A 16,439-nucleotide genomic window follows, 5' to 3' on the forward strand; every position below is an offset into this window, starting at 1 on the left:
TGTCAAGACATGGAGAAGCAATCGAGGGCAAAAAGGCAGCAGCGCGAGGCGACCACGGCCGAGCAGACGCGCGCGGCGCTGGTGCACGCCGCGCTCAAGCTGTTCGGGCGGCAGGGTTTCGACGGCACGTCGACGCGCCAGATCGCGGCGGAAGCCAAGGCCAATATAGGCTCGATCGCCTATCATTTCGGCGGCAAGGAGGGCCTGCGCGCCGCCGCCGCCGACTTCATCGTCGAAACCATCCAGGGCATCGCCGGCCAGGCGCTGGGCGGCGCCCAGGCGGCCGTCCCGGCGAGCCCGGAAGCCGCGAGGGCACAGCTCTTTGCGGCGCTCGAGCGGATGGTGGGCTTTGTCGTCGTCAGTCCGCAGGCGGGCGAGATCGTACAATTCGTACTTCGCGAGCTGTCGCATCCGACCGCCGCGCTCGACCGCATCTATGCCGGCGTGTTCGAGCCGACGCATCGCCGGCTGTGCCAGATCTGGGAACAGGCGACCGGCGAGCCGGCCGAGAGCGAGGCAACCCGGCTCACCGTTTTCACGCTGATCGGCCAGGTCATCTATTTCCGCATCGGCCGCGAAGCGGTGATGCGCCGCATGGGTTGGCGCGAGATCGGCGACGCAGAGGCCGCCAAGGTGGTGGCGGCCACGACCGACAACCTCAGGGCAATGCTGGCGGCGCGCAGGCCGGCCGCCGGCAGGAAGGGCAAATCATGAGCTTTCTCTGTTCGCTGCCGCTCGCGGCTCAGCTGTTCGGCGCCTGCGCGCCGGCAGCGCCCCTCGCCGTCGGTTATGTCGAGGGCGAATATGTGCTGATGGCGCCGATCGAAGTGGCCCAGGTGGCGACGGTGACGGTGAGGCGCGGCGACCGCGTCGAGACCGGCGCGGCGGTGGCGACGCTCGAGGATGCCGACGCCAGGATCGAGGTGGCGCAGGCCGAGGCCGCGCTCGCGCAGGCGCAGGCGCAGCTTGCCGATTTGCAGGTCGGCAAGCGTGCCGAGGAAATCGCGGTGCTGAAGGCCGAGGTCGACATGGCGAAAGCCCAGGCCGCCGACGCCAAGCGCAAATATGACCGAGCCAGCGACCTCTACAAACGCGGCACCGGCACGCAGGCCGACTACGACACCGCCTCTGCCTCGCTGGAGACCGCCAATGCCCAGGTCGGGCAGGCGGAGGCCAACCTCGCCGTCGGCAACCTGCCGGCGCGGCCGGAAACCATCAAGGCCGCCGACAACCAGGTCAAGCAGGCGCAGTCGGCCCTGCGGCAGGCTGAGTGGCGGCTGTCGAAACGGGTGCTGACCGCGCCCTCGCCCGGCCGCGTTAACGACGTCATCCGCAATCCCGGCGACACGGCCGGGCCGACCGCGCCGGTGATCTCGATGCTGCCGGACGGCGCCGTGAAGCTCAGCGTCTATGTGCCGGAACGCGCGTTTTCGTCGGTCAAGGTCGGCACCGAGCTCAACGTCCACTGCGACGGATGCGGGGCGGGGCTGAAGGCGCGCGTCAGCTATGTCTCGCCCGATCCCGAATTCACGCCGCCGGTGATCTACTCGCTCGAGAACCGGCAGAAGCTGGTCTATCTCGTCGAGGCGCGGCCGGAGGGCGATGCCGGGCCGTTGCAGCCCGGCCAGATCGTCGATGTCGATCTCGCGGATGTCGGGCAATGAACGCCATCGACGTCCGCGGCCTGGTCAAGCGCTTCGGCGACAAGACGGTCGTCGATCATGTGACGATGACGGTCGCCGAAGGCGAGATCGTCGGCTTCCTCGGGCCGAACGGCTCGGGCAAGACAACGACCATCCGCATCATGTGCGGGCTGCTTACGCCGGACGAGGGCGACGGCACGGTGCTGGGCTTCGACATCCGCACCGACGCGCTCAAGATCAAGCGCGAGGTTGGCTACATGACGCAGAAATTCTCGTTCTACGAGGATCTGACGATCGGCGAGAACCTCGAATTCGTAGCGCGGCTCTACCGGCTGAAGCCGGTCGAGCAATATGTGGCGAGGACGCTGGAAGAACTCGGCCTGGCGAGCCGCCGCAACCAGCTGGCCGGCACGCTTTCCGGCGGCTGGAAGCAGCGGCTGGCGCTGGCCGCCTGCATCATGCACAAGCCGAAGCTGCTTCTGCTGGACGAGCCGACGGCCGGCGTCGACCCGAAGGCGCGGCGCGAGTTCTGGGATGAGATCCATCGCCTCGCCGGCGGCGGCCTGACGGTGCTCGTCTCCACCCACTACATGGACGAGGCGGAGCGCTGCCACCGCATCAGCTACATCTCCTACGGCAAGATGCTTGCCACCGGCACGGTCGACGAGGTGGTGAGGAATGCCGGGCTGACCACGTTCGTGCTGCATGGGACGGGTCTCGACCAGGTGGCCCAGGCGCTGCAGGGCCGTCCCGGCGTCGACCAGGTGGCACCGTTCGGCGCGACGCTGCATGTCGTCGGCTCCGACAAGGCTGCGCTGGAAAAGGCGCTCGCCGACGTCGAGAAGGAGTACAAGGACGTGACGGTGACGCCGGGCGAGACCAGCCTCGAGGATGTGTTCATCCAGTTCATGTCCGGCTCGAAGGACAATATGGCATGAACGCGGTCTTCTCCTTCGCCAGGCTGGGCGCGCTGCTCATCAAGGAGTTCATCCAGATGCGGCGCGACCGCATCACCTTCGCCATGATGCTGGGCGTGCCGCTGATGCAGCTCGTGCTGTTCGGCTTTGCGATCAACAACGACCCGAAGAGCCTGCCGGCGGCGCTGGTGGCGACGAGCAGCGATCCCTACACGCGGGCGATGGTCTCGGCGCTGCAGACCACCGGCTACTACCGCTTCGACCATGTGGCGCAAAGTGCCGAGGAGGCCGAGTTCCTGATGGCGCGCGGCGACGTCTCCTTCGTCGTGACCATTCCCGCCGATTTCGCGCGCCGCGTCGAGCGCGGCGACAACCCGCAAATCCTGATCGAGGCCGACGCGACCGATCCGTCCGTCGCCAGCGGCGCGATCTCCACGCTCAGCACCGTTGCCGGCCAGGCACTGCTGAGAGCCCAGGGCACCCAGGACGCGGCCAGGGAGGCGGCGCGCGGCCAGCTCGATGTCGTCGTGCACCGGCGCTACAATCCCGAAGGCGTCTCGCAATACAACATCGTGCCCGGCCTGCTCGGCGTCATCCTGCAGATGACCATGGTGATGATGACGGCCATGGCGCTGACCCGGGAAACCGAGCGCGGCACGATGGAAAACCTTTTGGCCATGCCCTCGAGCCCGCTGGAGATCATGCTGGGCAAGGTGCTGCCTTACCTCGTGGTCGGCGCGGTGCAGGTGGTGGTTGTGCTGGTGGCGGCGAAGCTGCTGTTCGGCATCCCCTTCGTCGGCAGCCTGACGCTGCTGCTCTCCTCGGTGCTGGTCTTCGTGCTTTCGCTGGTGCTGCTCGGCTATACGATCTCGACCATGGCCCGCTCGCAGATGCAGGCCATGCAGCTGACCTTCTTCTTCTTCCTGCCCTCGCTGCTGCTCTCCGGCTTCATGTTCCCCTATCGCGGCATGCCGGGCTGGGCGCAGACTTTTGGCGAGATCTTCCCGCTGACGCATTTTCTGCGCATCACCCGCGCGGTCATGCTGAAGGGCGCCGAGCTGCCGGCGGTGGCGACGGAAATCGGCTGGCTGGCGGTGTTCGTGGCGCTGTTTGCCGGCGTGGCCCTGGTGCGGTTCAGGCGGACTTTGGATTAGATCGTGGTCATGCTTGTGAGCCGGGATCGCTGCTCCGCCGCTTGTCCGCGTCCAGCGTCCCGGTTGGCCTGAACTTGGCCGATTCGTTCAATCGTCGCATGGTCGCTTTCGATAGCTTCACCGATATACGGGCCGCGACCGGGTCGTGGCCCGGTGAGGTCAAACGAGCGCTATAAAGGAGAAGTGCGATGAGAGCGCGATTTGGGATATTGACGCTCGGCGTAGACGACCTTGAGCGGTCGCTTAAGTTTTACCGCGACGGCCTTGGGCTGGTCACGCAGGGCATCGTCGGACAAGAGTTTGAGCACGGCGCGATCGCCATCTTCCATCTCGAGGGCGGCATGGTGCTTAGCCTGTTTCCACGCAGCGATCTCGGACTCGATGCAGGCATCGATCCTACACCGCGCAGCCCCACCGAATTCAGCATTGGCCACAATGTGTCCAGCGAAGCCGAGGTCGATCAAGTGATGACGCGGGCTGAGACCGCCGGAGCGCACATCACGATGCCGGCGCGCAAAACTTTCTGGGGCGGCTATGCTGGTTATTTTCAGGATCCCGACGGTCATCTCTGGGAAATCCTGCATAATCCGGCGTACCTCCCGAGCGAAGAGTGAGCATGAGAGCCGGTCAGCCGATTGGCGAGGCGCTCGCCTCTGGAGCAATTCCAGGAAAAGTGTGAGCGGTTTTCCGTCCGGAATTGCGTAAAAACAAGGGGATAGAGCGGATCGCCGTTTCCGTGAAACGGTGAAACGCTCTGGGTAAGCGCGTCAACCCGAGACCAATCGCCCGCCTCTACGCCGCGGCCATGATCCCGGCATAGGTGCTGAAATCGACATTGCCGCCGGACAGCACGACCGCCACGCATTTGCCCGCGAGGTCGATCTCGCCGGAGGCAAGCGCGGCAAAGGCGACGCAGCCGCCCGGCTCGACCACCAGCTTGAGATGGGCCATGGCGTCGCGCATGGCCTGCGCCGCTGCCTTGTCGGAGACGGCGATGGCGCCGGCGAGATTCTTGCGGTTGATCTCGAAGGTGATGGCGCCGGGCTCGGCGGTGAGCAGCGCGTCGCAGATCGAGCTGTGGCCGGGATCGTTCGCGACCCGCTCGCCCTTGGCCAGCGAGCGGCGCGTGTCATCGAAATGCTCCGGCTCGACCGCCCAGATTTGCGTGTTCGGCGAGGCGTCCTTGACCGCGACCGAAATGCCGCTCGACAGGCCGCCGCCGCCGCAGGGGATAACGACGGCATCGAGCGCCACGTCGAGCGCCTTCGCCTGCCGCATCAGTTCCAGCCCGATCGTGCCCTGGCCGGCGATTATGGCCGGATCGTCGAAGGGCGGCACCAGCGCCATGCCTTGTTCGACATAGGGGCGCACGACCGTCATGCGATCCTCCTTGAAACGGTCGAACGTCACCACCTCGGCCCCCATCTTGCGGACATTGCCGATTTTCATCGCCGGCGCGTCGGCCGGCATGGCGATCACCGCCTTGACGCCGAACATCGCGGCCGACGCCGCCACGCCTTGCGCATGGTTGCCGGATGAGAAGGCGACGACGCCGCGGCTGCGCTCTTCCTCGCTCAGCGTCGACAATTTGTTATAGGCGCCGCGGATCTTGAAGGAACCGGTGCGCTGCAGCGTCTCAGGCTTGAACAGGATGCGGCCGCCATGGCGCCTGTTGATCTCGGGCGATTCGATCAGCGGCGTTTCGACGATCAGGCCGGAAAGCCGCGCGGCGGCGGCGCGGATGTCTGAGATGCCGGGCAGGGTGGTCATGGTGCGAGCCTTGCGAAAGAACGCGATCGCCCATGGTGCACAAAAAAAGCCGTGGCGCGCCAACGAAAAAATGTGATGGAGACAAGGTTTGGCGAAGGTGCGCCGGCGGCGGAACCGCTGATCTTCCCCCTTGCGGGGGAGATGGCCGGCAGGCCAGAGAGGGGTGCTGTCCCGCCGACATATCAGCCGTTCAATGCCGGGTACGCTCGCAAGGTGCTGGCTCCTCCAGGTTTCCCGGAAAGGCTGGCGTTCCTTCACGCGCCCCTCTGTCCTGCCGGACATCTCCCCCGCAAGGGGGGAGATTGGCAGCTTCCGCGTCGGCGCCATTCGCCGCAAAGGACCATGCTGGCGATTTTTCCTGTGAGGACCTCCTCTGAGCCCCGCACGCCCCCTCACCCCAGCAGCGTCGGTGCCCGCTTCTTGCCGCCGAGGTTGCGCCAGGTGTTGAAGCGGTGGGTGGCGGCAGCGAAGGATATCTTCATCTGCTGGGACACCGTGTAGCGCGACTTGCCTTCGTCGAACATGCGGTAGCAGCACTCGGCACCCTCCTCGGTCAGCTTGCCGTCCGGCGTCTTGTTGTGCGGGTTGGCCGGATCGAATTTCTCGAGTTGTTCCTCGACCAGGCCCTTCAGGCGCTGCAGGTCGGCCTCGATGCTGGCGATGAGATCGAGCACCGGTTTGGCGTCGAATGCGTGCGGCGGCTTCTTCTCCGTCATTGCGTTGGTCTCCTTCGATTTCGGCTGTAGCGTCCATATAGGCTAACATTCGGCAATAATGAAGGGCCAGAATGAGGGGCCAGTCCGATCACGCTCTGGTCATCCATTTTCGCGCGCGGCCCGTAGCGTTCGCAATTGACGTTGGGCGCCCGAAATCCTAGTTTAGAACGATTCTAAACTAGAGTGATCCCATCATGCTTTCCCGTGTTTTCGGCTTCGGCCGCCGTTCCTTCGATTCGCTGTCGGAGCAGGAGATCCTGGCGCTGGCGATCTCCTCCGAGGAGGATGACGGGCGCATCTACCGCGCCTATGCCGATGGCCTGGCGCAAGATTTCCCGCAATCGGCCAAGGTGTTCGAGGCGATGGCCGAGGAGGAGGACGGCCATCGCGACTCGCTGATCGAGCTTCACCGCAGGCGCTTCGGCGACCGCATTCCGCTGATCCGGCGCGAGCATGTGAGGGGCTATTACGAGCGCAAGCCGGACTGGCTGGTGCGGCCGCTCGGCATCGAGCATGTGCGACGGCAGGCCGAGGACATGGAGCGGCAGGCCTACCGCTTCTATGTCGAGGCCGCCAAGCGCACCACCGACGCCTCGACGCGCAAATTGCTCGACGATCTCGCCTTGGCCGAGCAGGGCCATGAGAGCTCGGCGCATGAACTGGAGCAAACCCACGTTCCCGGCGAGGTCAAGGCCGAGGAAGCGAGCGCCGAGCAGCGCCAGTTCATCCTCACCTATGTGCAGCCGGGCCTGGCCGGGCTGATGGACGGCTCGGTGTCGACGCTGGCGCCGATCTTCGCCGCCGCTTTCGCGACCCATGCGACATTCCAGACTTTCCTCGTCGGCCTCGCGGCCTCGATCGGCGCCGGCATCTCGATGGGCTTCACCGAAGTGGCCTCGGACGACGGCAAGCTTTCGGGGCGCGGTTCGCCGATCAAGCGCGGCCTCACCGTCGGCATCATGACGACGCTGGGCGGGCTCGGCCACGCGCTGCCTTACCTCATCCCCTATTTCTGGACGGCAACGATCGTCGCGGCGGTGGTGGTGTTCTTCGAGCTCTGGGCGATCGCCTTCATCCAGAACCGCTACATGCAGACGCCGTTCTGGCGCGCCGCCTTCCAGGTCGTGCTGGGCGGCGCGCTGGTGTTTGGGGCGGGCGTGCTGATCGGCAACGCCTAGAGCATGTCTCCCGAAAGTGGGAACCGGTTTCGGGATAAAGACATGCGTAAAATCAAAAACCTAAAGCGCATGGAGCGAATCTGAAAGATCGCGACGCGCTTTAGAGCAATTCCAGGAAAAGTGTGAGCGGTTTTCCGTCCGGAATTGCGTAAAAACAAGGAGGTAGAGCGGTTCACCGTTTCCGTGAAACGGTGAAACGCGCTGCGCCGCGCCCTACTGCGTCAGCACGGTTTGCGACGCGCGCTGGTTGAAGTCGCACTTGCCGGTGGTGGTGTAGAAGAAGTCGGCGTTGCTGACATCGGCGGGCACCGGGTTGCCGCCGTCTTCCCAGGCCTGGTATCCCGTCTGGCCGCAGGGCACTGCCGTGAAGATGTTGACGGTCTGGCCGGTCGCCACCTCCGGCATGTTGGTGTCGCTGTTGCCGATATAGAGCCGGTTCGAGGTGGAGGGATCGTTCGACTTCAGCACCTTCGGATTGCCCGAGGGCACATCCATCTCGAGATAGAGCTGGTCCATCTGGCTGACGTCGATCACAGCGCCGGCGCCGTTGGCGGGGTAGAAGGTGTCGGCGCAGGTCGTCACATATCTCTTGCCGTTGCTGTCGGTCTGGGTGATCGCCCCGGTGGGCAGGCTGTTGAAGTTCTTGACCGTCTTGGTCGTGCAGGCCTGTTGCTGGACCACTGTGCTGGTGGAGCCGTTGATGGTGCTCACCGTGGTCGTGCCGTAGCCCTTCGGATCGCCGAAGCCATTGTAGGTGTAGCTGATCGTCATCAGCGGCTTGGCCACTGTGTCGCCGAACCTGGTGCCGTAGAGATACATGGTTTTGTTCCAGTAACCTGACACCTTCGTCACCTTGAAGGTGGACTGCACCAGCGCCGGCGTCTTGCGCACCGCGGAGGCGACGCCGACCTGCACCGTGTTGATGCGGGCGATCTGCATGAAATTGGTTGGCATGGGATAGCTGGCCGTGGCGCCGAAAGTCGCCGAGCCGTCGGCGGCGACATTGACGCTGGTGAGCGTCGCAGTGCCTTGCCCGCTATTGGCCACATAGGCCTGCTGCAGCGACGTCTGCCGGTCGGCAAAAGCCGTGGTGGTGGGCAGCGTGGTGATCGAGATGATCGCGGCGTCGAGCGCGTTCTGCATGTCGCTGCGGGTCGTGACCGCCGAGGTGTAGTCGACCGAAAAGCCGACCGCCGTCACCAGCGGGATCGTCAGCAGCACCATCATCGGCATCATCGAGCCGTCACGGCCGGCGAGGAAGCGCCTCGCCGCTCCGGCCACCCCGGCCGGGCTGAACTTTCGGACTGAACTGGGCATTCTTGGGGCCTTCATCATCGCGGCATCGAGCCGGTTTACCATCCGGGCGCGAAGCATGCCCTAAAGCGGTGCATGAATGTTTAAGCGGGTTTGAATGTTTTGTGAGCGCCTCCTTCGTCCCGTTTACGGAGAGAAGGTGGATCGGCGCGCCAGCGCCAAGACGGATGAGGGGTGAGTCACCTCGACGACGATCTCATCCGAGGCGGAGATGCCCACTCGCCGACGACGGACTTACCCCTCATCCGCCCGTCGTGCACCTTCTCCCCGCAAGCGGGGCGAAGGAAAAAGCCCCGCCGCTTGCCCGCTTCCCCCGCCCCTGCTAAAGCGCGCCGCATGACGACGCCCCTCGACCACATCCGCAATTTCTCCATCGTCGCCCATATCGACCATGGCAAATCCACGCTTGCCGACCGGCTGATCCAGCTCACCGGCGCGCTGGAGGAGCGCGACATGAAGGAGCAGGTGCTGGACTCGATGGATATCGAGCGCGAGCGCGGCATCACCATCAAGGCCCAGACGGTCAGGCTCAACTACCGCGCCAGGAATGGCGAGGACTATGTGCTGAACCTCATCGACACGCCCGGACATGTCGACTTCGCCTATGAAGTGTCGCGTTCGCTCGCCGCCTGCGAGGGCTCGCTGCTGGTCGTCGACGCCTCCCAGGGCGTCGAGGCGCAGACGCTCGCCAATGTCTACCAGGCCATCGATAACAACCACGAGATCGTCGTGGTGCTGAACAAGGTCGACCTGCCGGCGGCCGAGCCCGAGCGCATCCGCGAGCAGGTGGAGGAGGTGATCGGCCTCGACGCCTCCAACGCGGTGCTGATCTCGGCCAAGACCGGGCTGGGCGTGCCGGACGTACTGGAGGCGATCGTCCACCAGCTGCCGCCGCCGCGCGAGGGCGACATCAACGCACCGCTCAAGGCCATGCTGGTCGACTCCTGGTACGACGCCTATCTCGGCGTCATCGTGCTGGTGCGCATCATCGACGGCGTGATGAAAAAGGGCCAGACCATCCGCATGATGGGCACCGGCGCGAAATATCTCGTCGAGCGCACCGGCGTGTTCAAGCCGGACCGCGTCAATGTCGACGAGCTCGGCCCCGGCGAATTCGGCTTCTTCACCGGCTCGATCAAGGAAGTGGCCGATACCCGCGTCGGCGACACCATCACCGAGGACCGCCGCCCGACGCAAAAGGCGCTCCCCGGCTTCAAGCCGGCGCAGCCGGTGGTGTTCTGCGGCCTGTTCCCGGTCGACGCCGCCGATTTCGAGGACCTGCGCGCCGCCGTCGGCAAGCTGCGCCTCAACGACGCCAGCTTCTCCTACGAGATGGAAACATCCGCCGCGCTCGGCTTCGGCTTCCGCTGCGGCTTCCTCGGGCTGTTGCACCTGGAGATCATCCAGGAGCGGCTGGAGCGCGAGTTCAACCTCGACCTCATCGCCACCGCGCCCTCCGTCGTCTACCGCATGAACCTCATCGACGGCACGGTGAAGGAGCTGCACAACCCGGCCGACATGCCCGACGTGGTCAAGATCACCTCGATCGAGGAGCCGTGGATCCGCGCCACCATCCTCACCCCCGACGACTATCTCGGCGGCATCCTGAAGCTCTGCCAGGACAGGCGCGGCATCCAGGCCGATCTCTCCTATGTCGGCAAGCGCGCCATGCTGACCTACGATTTGCCGCTCAACGAAGTGGTCTTTGACTTCTACGATCGCCTAAAATCGATCTCCAAGGGCTACGCCTCCTTCGACTATCATTTGACCGACTATCGCGAGGGCGACCTGGTGAAGATGTCGATCCTGGTCAATGACGAGCCGGTCGACGCGCTCTCCATGCTGGTCCACCGCTCGGCGGCCGAAAAGCGCGGCCGCGCCATGTGCGAAAAGCTGAAGGAGCTGATCCCGCAGCACCTCTTCAAGATCCCGATCCAGGCGGCCATCGGCGGCCGCATCATCGCTCGCGAGACCGTCTCGGCGCTGCGCAAGGACGTCACCGCCAAATGCTACGGCGGCGACGTGACCCGCAAGCGCAAGCTGCTCGACAAGCAGAAAGAGGGCAAGAAGCGGATGCGCCAGTTTGGGAAGGTGGATATTCCGCAGGAGGCGTTTATCCAGGCGCTGAAGATGGGCGATTGAGGGGCGTTTTGGTAAGCTGAGAACATCTCAGAAAAGCGTCAACTGCGGCTCGGCAGCCTGAGTGGTCTCGTAGATATTTTGTATTACCCTCGCGAAGTCACGCTGGCCTCCATAGCTCGGATGACGTGCCGAAACAGCTGTTATTCCCATTTCGGCTAGGGCAAGCTCTGCATCTCTACCGATTGCTATCACAACATCGATGCTCAGCCGATTGACCAGCCAATCTATTGCAAATCGCGACATCTCGCGTTCTTGGGCGGTATGTTTGCGATTTGTAAAGGGGTCCGCTTCTTCATACGGGTGAAGAGGAAAGACATTCCACATAAAGACCGATGTCTTTATTTGGCGCAACAAGCCTTGGACCACATGGGCCGTCCTTTCCGCCATCGCTGGGCCTCTTGTTGCTTTCTGGAGATTGCGAGCCCCTATTGCAGCGCCATAATCTTGCAGGAAGATCTCGTCGGTCAGAGGTACCCCAGTTCTTCTGCCACCCCGATAACCCAAGTCTCTCCCAATCCAAAGCGAGCACCTTTCAGCTGAAATGCAAGCGTCTAATACTGACGCAAGGTTGGAGCAGCGAATTTGAGGAGATCGCTCCGTATCGACCTGATCACAAACGTCGCTATAGGGATTGAACGAGTTCCTAGAGCGTAGGGAGGCCACAGATGAAACGAAGCCCGCAATGTCGGTATGAGATGTCATAACCCTCTTCCTTCGATGGGCGGCCAATCGATAGGCTTTCCAACCACGCCTTGGGGTTCCCCGAGCCAAGAGTTAAGAGAGAAAATTAGGTCGGCGGGGAAATCGGACTTGTGACCAATGCCGCGTTTGACAAAGCTCGTCAGTTCATCCGGAAGAGGCACCGCTCTGCGTCCAAAGTAGGTGAACTCGTTTCCTAGTAGGACATTGCTGGTCCGACCGACGTCACGGTCCTTGTTCTCCAGACTAGTGGTGCCGTCCTCGTTGCTATGAAACGAAAAGTCTTGAATGATTTGGAAATCGCTGCCGGTGTGATAAATATTATCACCGTATACCTGCATCAGGCTGCCATTCATCAGCGGCTTTTTTCGATTGTAGGCGGCATCGCTATAATATTTGTCAAAAGTTATTATGTCAGATATCTTCATCCAGTAGACAAGCAGACCGCCGTATCCGTGCTTGGCCGAGCCAAAACCGAGGATAATATCCCCTTTATTTGCATACTTTCTAATATTTGGCTTACAGTTTGCCAAAGAGCAAACTCCAGAGAAAGGATTCGGTGCGAAGCCGACGTCATGCTCTATGACGTAAGAATGCACCTTTAGCACTTGTTGTGCCTAATCTTCTTTGTGTCGGCAGTTTTTCCCGCCGAATCTTCCTGAATCTCCGGTCTAGCTTCGTCAAAAGCATCGCTCAGTTCGGGAGATCCGATTGTGACAACACTGGAGCTAAATGACCCAGCTTCCAATGGCAGCTCCGTCTCATCCATCCTGATTACGACGATTCGCACGTTAGCCCGTACCGCATTGGAGATACGCTGGTCGATTTGCGAAAGGTTGAGACCCTGTGCAAGTACAAGGACAGCGACATCGCCCAACCCTGCAATCCCGCCGAGCGGAGCAGCAGGCCAGGGAGTTAGCGCATAACCAATGTCCGCCAATCGCTCAGCGACACGCTGTAAAATCTCTTCCGGAAGTTCCACGTTGATTTGGAAAGCTCTGTGCATATGGAGCCCACCTCAGTCCGCAAACCATGTCTTGACGATTTCAATTGTCACGAGGCCCACAAGAGGTACCGAGACAAGGAGCAGAGATATAAGCAAATTCACCCTCGTGCGAAGGGTCCACATCTGCTCGTTGAGCGTTTCTAGAGACAAGTTCCGACCCGGAACTTGCGAAACCAATTCGCTTGTTATCTCCGAAAATCCACCGCTGCTTTTTACATGCCCACGTGGATTCCCTTCAGTGTTGCAGAACCAGATTAAAAAAGCGTCCTCGCCATGCTTTAAAGTTATACTCTGAGGTCCCGCATTAAATACGGCAAAGATAAGGCGCCCATGGTATCCCGGGTCCACGTGAAAACCACTCACGTTTACCAATCCACGCATCTTTATCTTGCTCTTTACATTGATAAAGGCCAATACGTCATCTGGGATGGTTAGGTACTCGTCAGAAAGAAGAAAAGCAAACTGACCGGATGGAATTTCGAATGAGTCCTTCCAATATAGCTTTCTGATTGTTCTTGGAGAATTACGGGTCCCGTCTGGAGAGATATAAATCTCCGGCCCAACAGTAAGCGTGTACGCAGCGCAATCAATCTGTTTACTATCAAACGGGCTTACTATTTTCCCAAGCTCAGTCTCAAGCTTTCCTCCGCTCCAAAACATTATCCCCCCCACTATGATACGCTTGCCTGGTCGCCAAAAACTTCCTCCTCGTTAGGAGTGAAGTACCCAGGTCAAATTTTTTCTCGGCTGCTCGCCTTAGAACCCACTGTATCACATCGTGATTCGCTTGTAGAGCCAAGTCACGAAAGCTCTCTAAGTGATCCATTTTTTCACAAGCGTCAGCAAACCGTCCGGCCGCGTCAGCAAGGTCTTCGAGAGTGCTGTCATCTCGAATATCAATATGGAAGTCTTCGGTATGCAGTCTCTGGTTCAGGGCATTCGCTGCGCTGAGGGCGACGAGCAAGGCATCTACCAAAGTAGCGTCTAGTGGCTTCTGCTCAAGGTCTCCTCGCGCCAAGCGTCCGACGTACTTAGAAAAATGAAGGGCATAGTGTTTCATCCTCTCCATCTTATGAAGCGAAAGGATGTCGAGATGGCAATGGAGGTCGTGTTCCTGTTGGCCGATCTGAAGTGCCCTGAGATCAAGTTTTGTAGACATCGGATTAGGCGCCCCTTTTGCAGAATCACGCAAACTCTAGCTTACCACACCGCCAGGGCCGCCCTCGGATAAGAGGCGCATTTTTGGGGGTTATGCAGAGCATTCATGGTGTTTTCCACAGAGCCGCCACTTATGCGGGATGCAAGCATTCCACGAGCGGGTATCCTTTCACGGCATCCAGTGTAGCACACTGTCGGTCATTGGCACTGATCGATATCTGCGGCGACAATGAGTGTTAGCCCACTGCATTCTGCGCTATCCTCTCCCCAGCTTGGGGAGACATCACATGCGCTCCACCTCTGACACCATCGCCGCGATCGGCCTCGCCATCGGCGGCACTTTAGGCATGGCGGGCACGTTCGTTGCCAGCGATGCGCTGCGCGAGACGCTGTGGACCATCGACGGCGTGGGCGTCGTCGTGGCGGCCGCGCTACTCGTGGTGAAATACCAGCGGCTCGGCAATGATCTCGTCGCGGCCGGCTTCCTGACTTTCCTTGCCGGCGAAAGCCTGCTTCTGGCCGGCAATGCGGCGGGGCTGCAGGCTTCCGTTCCGTCCTATGCCGGCGGCATTGCGCTCTGGGCGGCGGGGCTGGTCATGGTCAGCGCGCAAGCCACCTTCGCGCTCTGGATGCGGCTCACGGGGCTCATTGCCGCCGTGCTCTTCGCCGTTTCGGTCCTGATGATCCTGTGGGGCGCGCCGCTCTCGCCCACGTCTTCGCCGCTGCCGGCGCTCGGCTACCCGTTTCTGGTGCTGACCTTCACCGGCTGGATCTGGACCCTGCTGAAAGCGGAGCGTTGAGTGCCAAGGCAATGGCCGCCCCGCTCGAACTCCGCAACAGCCCATCGGGAAAGATCCTGCCCGCCGTCGGGCCGTTCCTGATCGGCGGCGTCTTCGGTTTCGGCGCGCTGCAGGGCGTGGCCTCGGGCGCGGATGGCGGGCATGTGCTGTGGATCGCGCTGCTCGGCGCCGCCTGTCTCGCGCTCGGCGCCTTCATTGCGCGGGGCGCCTTCGACACCTCGGTCAAGGTGGTGCTGAACAGCCAGGGTTTTCGCGATACGCGCGCCGGCGACGTGCTGGTGCCGTGGAGCAAGGTGAAAGGCGTGCGGCTTGCTGCCGGCGGCAAGGGCGCGGCGATGCTCAATTTCGAGCTCACCGGTGAGCCGCCCGACGCGATCCGTTATTCCTCCGCCAACGCCTTCGGCCTGATGCCCTTCGGCAAGACCACCGTGCATATGGAGATCTCCTCGCTGGATGTGAGGGGGCAGGATCTGGTCGACGCGGTGAAAAAATTTGCGCCGCATGTGGTGGTGAAGCGGTAGGGCTACTCCCCTCGAGAGGAAAGCGGTGGCGCCGCAGCTGCTGATCTCCTCCCTTGTGGGGGAGATGGCCGGCAGGCCAGAGGGCGGCGCGAAGGAACGCGGCGCTGGCAAATTCGAAGTTCCTCGCCCCACGAAGTGGGGAGAGGTGGCTCGGCGAAGCCGAGACGGAGAGGGGAGCGCCCTACGAAGGCCCCCTCTCCGTCCGCTTCGTGGCCACCTCTCCCCCGCCTCTGGCGGGGGCGAGGAACCCAAGCTTTGAGATGTCGGCGGGACAGCGCCCCCCTCTGCCCTGCCGGGCTTTCGCCCTCGGAAAGCCAAGCAATTGGCTTCCCGTCCGCTGCGCGGACCGCTCCTCAACCCCACAAGGGGGGAGATTACGCACTCCACCCGTGCTCTACTCCCCCGGGGACCTCGCCATGATTCGCGCCTTGCTCGCCTTCCTTCTCCTCACCACGCCGGCCTTCGCCGCCGACATGTCGGTCTTCGTCCGCAACCAGCGCTCGGACGGCGTCGCGCTGGAGCTGTTCAGCCGCGACAGCCAGAAAGTCTGGCCGGGCGGCGACAAGGTCTTCCTCATCCGGCCGAAGGCACGAAAATCCGTGCCGATCTCCTGCGAGTCCGGCGAGCATATCTGCTGGGGCGCCTGGGTGGACGGCGACGATTCCGTCTCCGCCGGCGTCGGCCCCGACAACGACCAGCCCTGCGACACCTGCTGCTTCATCTGCGTGGAGCATTCGACAGAAACGGTGGATTTGGCGGAGTAGGGGGGCCTTTCCCTTCTCCCCTTGTGGGAGAAGGTGGATCGGCGCGCAGCGCCGAGACGGATGAGGGGTGCTCCAGCGGAGTGCAACGCTGGATATTTGAGCAATCAGGAAGGCCGGCTAATCTCGCACCATGCCGCACCAACCCGTAACCCCGGCCAAACGCAATTTCGCCCGGTCTATGCGCCGTGAACCGACAGAGGCGGAAGATCGCCTGTGGCAAGAATTGCGCGGCCGGCGACTCGACAATATCAAGTTCAAGCGGCAGGTGCCGATGGGCCGATATGTGGCGGACTTTATCTGTGCCGAGGCCAAGCTCATCGTCGAAATCGACGGCAGCCAGCACGCGGAATCGCGGCATGACCAGGAACGCGACGCCGAGTTGAAGGCCAGAGGCTTTCGCGTGCTGCGGTTCTGGAACGACGATGTGCTGAAAGAGCTGGATGCGGTGTGCGACACCATCATTGCTTATGTTAGGGATCAAAGTCTGGAGCCTTGGCGGTAGTGAGGTTGGCGGTTTCGCCAAGCTGGAGCACCCCTTGTGTGTTTGGAATCGTGCATGTTGAGGGTGCCACGGACCAGGTGTTTGCCTGATCCGTGGCGGCGATCGAGAGCCCGTCACCCCTCAGGTAGCCTAAACCGTGGATGAGCTGGGGCCCG

The 16,439-nt window shown here is 62.2% G+C and carries 19 protein-coding genes; 11 read left to right on the forward strand and 8 right to left on the reverse strand.

What is annotated here, in order from left to right; genetic code table 11:
* The first annotated feature begins 9 nt into the window (after positions 1-9).
* The 5 genes from EN852_RS29635 to EN852_RS29655 all read left to right on the forward strand — a co-directional run bounded on the left by EN852_RS29635 (position 10) and on the right by EN852_RS29655 (position 4,328).
* On the forward strand, positions 10-714 hold the full coding sequence (locus EN852_RS29635) for a DUF1956 domain-containing protein (protein WP_127879259.1): 705 nt from the start codon (positions 10-12) through the stop codon (positions 712-714).
* On the forward strand, positions 711-1,664 hold the full coding sequence (locus EN852_RS29640) for an HlyD family efflux transporter periplasmic adaptor subunit (protein ID WP_127879257.1): 954 nt from the start codon (positions 711-713) through the stop codon (positions 1,662-1,664). The genes EN852_RS29635 and EN852_RS29640 overlap by 4 nt, the downstream gene beginning before the upstream one ends.
* Positions 1,661-2,581, forward strand: a complete 921-nt coding sequence (locus EN852_RS29645) for an ABC transporter ATP-binding protein (protein ID WP_127879255.1) — start codon at positions 1,661-1,663, stop codon at positions 2,579-2,581. The genes EN852_RS29640 and EN852_RS29645 overlap by 4 nt, the downstream gene beginning before the upstream one ends.
* Positions 2,578-3,714 carry an ABC transporter permease gene (locus tag EN852_RS29650; RefSeq protein WP_127879253.1) on the forward strand — a complete coding sequence of 379 codons (1,137 nt, stop codon included), beginning with the start codon at positions 2,578-2,580 and terminating at the stop codon, positions 3,712-3,714. The genes EN852_RS29645 and EN852_RS29650 overlap by 4 nt, the downstream gene beginning before the upstream one ends.
* A 188-nt stretch (positions 3,715-3,902) precedes the next feature.
* Positions 3,903-4,328 (forward strand): VOC family protein, encoded by a 426-nt coding sequence (locus tag EN852_RS29655; protein ID WP_127879251.1) that lies wholly within the window; start codon positions 3,903-3,905, stop codon positions 4,326-4,328.
* Positions 4,329-4,506: 178 nt separating this feature from the next.
* Here EN852_RS29655 and EN852_RS29660 read toward each other — a convergent pair whose 3' ends face one another.
* Positions 4,507-5,484, reverse strand: a complete 978-nt coding sequence (locus EN852_RS29660; protein WP_127879249.1) for a threonine/serine dehydratase — start codon at positions 5,482-5,484, stop codon at positions 4,507-4,509.
* 392 nt (positions 5,485-5,876) lie between these two features.
* On the reverse strand, positions 5,877-6,200 hold the full coding sequence (locus EN852_RS29665) for a hypothetical protein (protein ID WP_095818979.1): 324 nt from the start codon (positions 6,198-6,200) through the stop codon (positions 5,877-5,879).
* A gap of 194 nt (positions 6,201-6,394) precedes the next feature.
* Between EN852_RS29665 and mbfA the strand changes: the two genes are divergently transcribed.
* A complete protein-coding gene (mbfA, locus tag EN852_RS29670; RefSeq protein ID WP_127879247.1) occupies positions 6,395-7,378 on the forward strand; it encodes an iron exporter MbfA in 984 nt (327 codons plus the stop codon).
* A gap of 213 nt (positions 7,379-7,591) precedes the next feature.
* Here the strand turns inward: mbfA and EN852_RS29675 are convergent, their stop codons facing one another.
* The gene (locus EN852_RS29675; RefSeq protein WP_246694445.1) at positions 7,592-8,695 is read right to left on the reverse strand and encodes a TadE/TadG family type IV pilus assembly protein; all 1,104 of its coding nucleotides are present in this window, start codon (positions 8,693-8,695) and stop codon (positions 7,592-7,594) included.
* A gap of 333 nt (positions 8,696-9,028) precedes the next feature.
* Here EN852_RS29675 and lepA point away from each other — a divergent pair, with 333 nt between their 5' ends.
* The gene (gene lepA / locus EN852_RS29680) at positions 9,029-10,834 is read left to right on the forward strand and encodes a translation elongation factor 4 (RefSeq protein ID WP_127879245.1); all 1,806 of its coding nucleotides are present in this window, start codon (positions 9,029-9,031) and stop codon (positions 10,832-10,834) included.
* 27 nt (positions 10,835-10,861) lie between these two features.
* On the opposite strand, the gene EN852_RS29685 is transcribed toward lepA, so the two are convergent.
* The 5 genes from EN852_RS29685 to EN852_RS29705 all read right to left on the reverse strand — a co-directional run bounded on the left by EN852_RS29685 (position 10,862) and on the right by EN852_RS29705 (position 13,698).
* Positions 10,862-11,221, reverse strand: a complete 360-nt coding sequence (locus EN852_RS29685) for a uracil-DNA glycosylase (protein ID WP_127879243.1) — start codon at positions 11,219-11,221, stop codon at positions 10,862-10,864.
* Positions 11,222-11,532: 311 nt separating this feature from the next.
* Positions 11,533-12,141, reverse strand: a complete 609-nt coding sequence (locus EN852_RS29690) for a hypothetical protein (protein WP_189546258.1) — start codon at positions 12,139-12,141, stop codon at positions 11,533-11,535.
* Positions 12,135-12,539, reverse strand: a complete 405-nt coding sequence (locus EN852_RS29695) for a hypothetical protein (RefSeq protein WP_127879239.1) — start codon at positions 12,537-12,539, stop codon at positions 12,135-12,137. Before EN852_RS29695 ends, EN852_RS29690 begins: the two co-directional genes overlap by 7 nt.
* A 12-nt stretch (positions 12,540-12,551) precedes the next feature.
* Positions 12,552-13,199 carry a dUTP pyrophosphatase gene (locus EN852_RS29700; RefSeq protein ID WP_127879237.1) on the reverse strand — a complete coding sequence of 216 codons (648 nt, stop codon included), beginning with the start codon at positions 13,197-13,199 and terminating at the stop codon, positions 12,552-12,554.
* Positions 13,174-13,698 carry a hypothetical protein gene (locus EN852_RS29705; protein ID WP_127879235.1) on the reverse strand — a complete coding sequence of 175 codons (525 nt, stop codon included), beginning with the start codon at positions 13,696-13,698 and terminating at the stop codon, positions 13,174-13,176. The genes EN852_RS29700 and EN852_RS29705 overlap by 26 nt, the downstream gene beginning before the upstream one ends.
* Positions 13,699-13,984: 286 nt before the next feature.
* On the opposite strand from EN852_RS29705, the gene EN852_RS41055 reads away from it, so the two are divergent.
* The 4 genes from EN852_RS41055 (at position 13,985) to EN852_RS29725 (ending at position 16,284) form a co-directional block, all read left to right on the forward strand.
* Positions 13,985-14,497, forward strand: coding sequence for a hypothetical protein (locus EN852_RS41055; RefSeq protein ID WP_189546260.1), 513 nt, complete (start codon positions 13,985-13,987; stop codon positions 14,495-14,497).
* Between the two features lie 11 nt (positions 14,498-14,508).
* Positions 14,509-15,018, forward strand: a complete 510-nt coding sequence (locus tag EN852_RS29715; protein ID WP_127879233.1) for a hypothetical protein — start codon at positions 14,509-14,511, stop codon at positions 15,016-15,018.
* A gap of 416 nt (positions 15,019-15,434) precedes the next feature.
* On the forward strand, positions 15,435-15,782 hold the full coding sequence (locus EN852_RS29720) for a hypothetical protein (protein WP_127866228.1): 348 nt from the start codon (positions 15,435-15,437) through the stop codon (positions 15,780-15,782).
* A gap of 130 nt (positions 15,783-15,912) precedes the next feature.
* Positions 15,913-16,284 carry a DUF559 domain-containing protein gene (locus EN852_RS29725; protein WP_127879231.1) on the forward strand — a complete coding sequence of 124 codons (372 nt, stop codon included), beginning with the start codon at positions 15,913-15,915 and terminating at the stop codon, positions 16,282-16,284.
* The last annotated feature ends 155 nt before the right edge of the window (positions 16,285-16,439 follow it).

Source organism: Mesorhizobium sp. M2E.F.Ca.ET.209.01.1.1 (assembly GCF_004010375.2).
In the GTDB taxonomy this organism is placed as follows: domain Bacteria; phylum Pseudomonadota; class Alphaproteobacteria; order Rhizobiales; family Rhizobiaceae; genus Mesorhizobium.

What these genes read in the sequence shown, in the direction of transcription:
- EN852_RS29640 (WP_127879257.1), top strand. Translation starts at nt 711, where the DNA reads ATGAGCTTTCTCTGTTCGCTGCCGCTCGCGGCTCAGCTGTTCGGCGCC.
- EN852_RS29650 (WP_127879253.1), top strand. Translation starts at nt 2,578, where the DNA reads ATGAACGCGGTCTTCTCCTTCGCCAGGCTGGGCGCGCTGCTCATCAAG.
- EN852_RS29665 (WP_095818979.1), bottom strand. Translation starts at nt 6,200, where the DNA reads ATGACGGAGAAGAAGCCGCCGCACGCATTCGACGCCAAACCGGTGCTC.
- EN852_RS29655 (WP_127879251.1), top strand. Translation starts at nt 3,903, where the DNA reads ATGAGAGCGCGATTTGGGATATTGACGCTCGGCGTAGACGACCTTGAG.
- EN852_RS29705 (WP_127879235.1), bottom strand. Translation starts at nt 13,698, where the DNA reads ATGTCTACAAAACTTGATCTCAGGGCACTTCAGATCGGCCAACAGGAA.
- EN852_RS29715 (WP_127879233.1), top strand. Translation starts at nt 14,509, where the DNA reads ATGGCCGCCCCGCTCGAACTCCGCAACAGCCCATCGGGAAAGATCCTG.
- EN852_RS29695 (WP_127879239.1), bottom strand. Translation starts at nt 12,539, where the DNA reads ATGCACAGAGCTTTCCAAATCAACGTGGAACTTCCGGAAGAGATTTTA.
- EN852_RS41055 (WP_189546260.1), top strand. Translation starts at nt 13,985, where the DNA reads ATGCGCTCCACCTCTGACACCATCGCCGCGATCGGCCTCGCCATCGGC.
- EN852_RS29675 (WP_246694445.1), bottom strand. Translation starts at nt 8,695, where the DNA reads ATGCCCAGTTCAGTCCGAAAGTTCAGCCCGGCCGGGGTGGCCGGAGCG.
- EN852_RS29725 (WP_127879231.1), top strand. Translation starts at nt 15,913, where the DNA reads ATGCCGCACCAACCCGTAACCCCGGCCAAACGCAATTTCGCCCGGTCT.
- EN852_RS29660 (WP_127879249.1), bottom strand. Translation starts at nt 5,484, where the DNA reads ATGACCACCCTGCCCGGCATCTCAGACATCCGCGCCGCCGCCGCGCGG.
- EN852_RS29720 (WP_127866228.1), top strand. Translation starts at nt 15,435, where the DNA reads ATGATTCGCGCCTTGCTCGCCTTCCTTCTCCTCACCACGCCGGCCTTC.
- EN852_RS29635 (WP_127879259.1), top strand. Translation starts at nt 10, where the DNA reads ATGGAGAAGCAATCGAGGGCAAAAAGGCAGCAGCGCGAGGCGACCACG.
- mbfA (WP_127879247.1), top strand. Translation starts at nt 6,395, where the DNA reads ATGCTTTCCCGTGTTTTCGGCTTCGGCCGCCGTTCCTTCGATTCGCTG.
- lepA (WP_127879245.1), top strand. Translation starts at nt 9,029, where the DNA reads ATGACGACGCCCCTCGACCACATCCGCAATTTCTCCATCGTCGCCCAT.
- EN852_RS29685 (WP_127879243.1), bottom strand. Translation starts at nt 11,221, where the DNA reads ATGGCGGAAAGGACGGCCCATGTGGTCCAAGGCTTGTTGCGCCAAATA.
- EN852_RS29700 (WP_127879237.1), bottom strand. Translation starts at nt 13,199, where the DNA reads ATGTTTTGGAGCGGAGGAAAGCTTGAGACTGAGCTTGGGAAAATAGTA.
- EN852_RS29645 (WP_127879255.1), top strand. Translation starts at nt 1,661, where the DNA reads ATGAACGCCATCGACGTCCGCGGCCTGGTCAAGCGCTTCGGCGACAAG.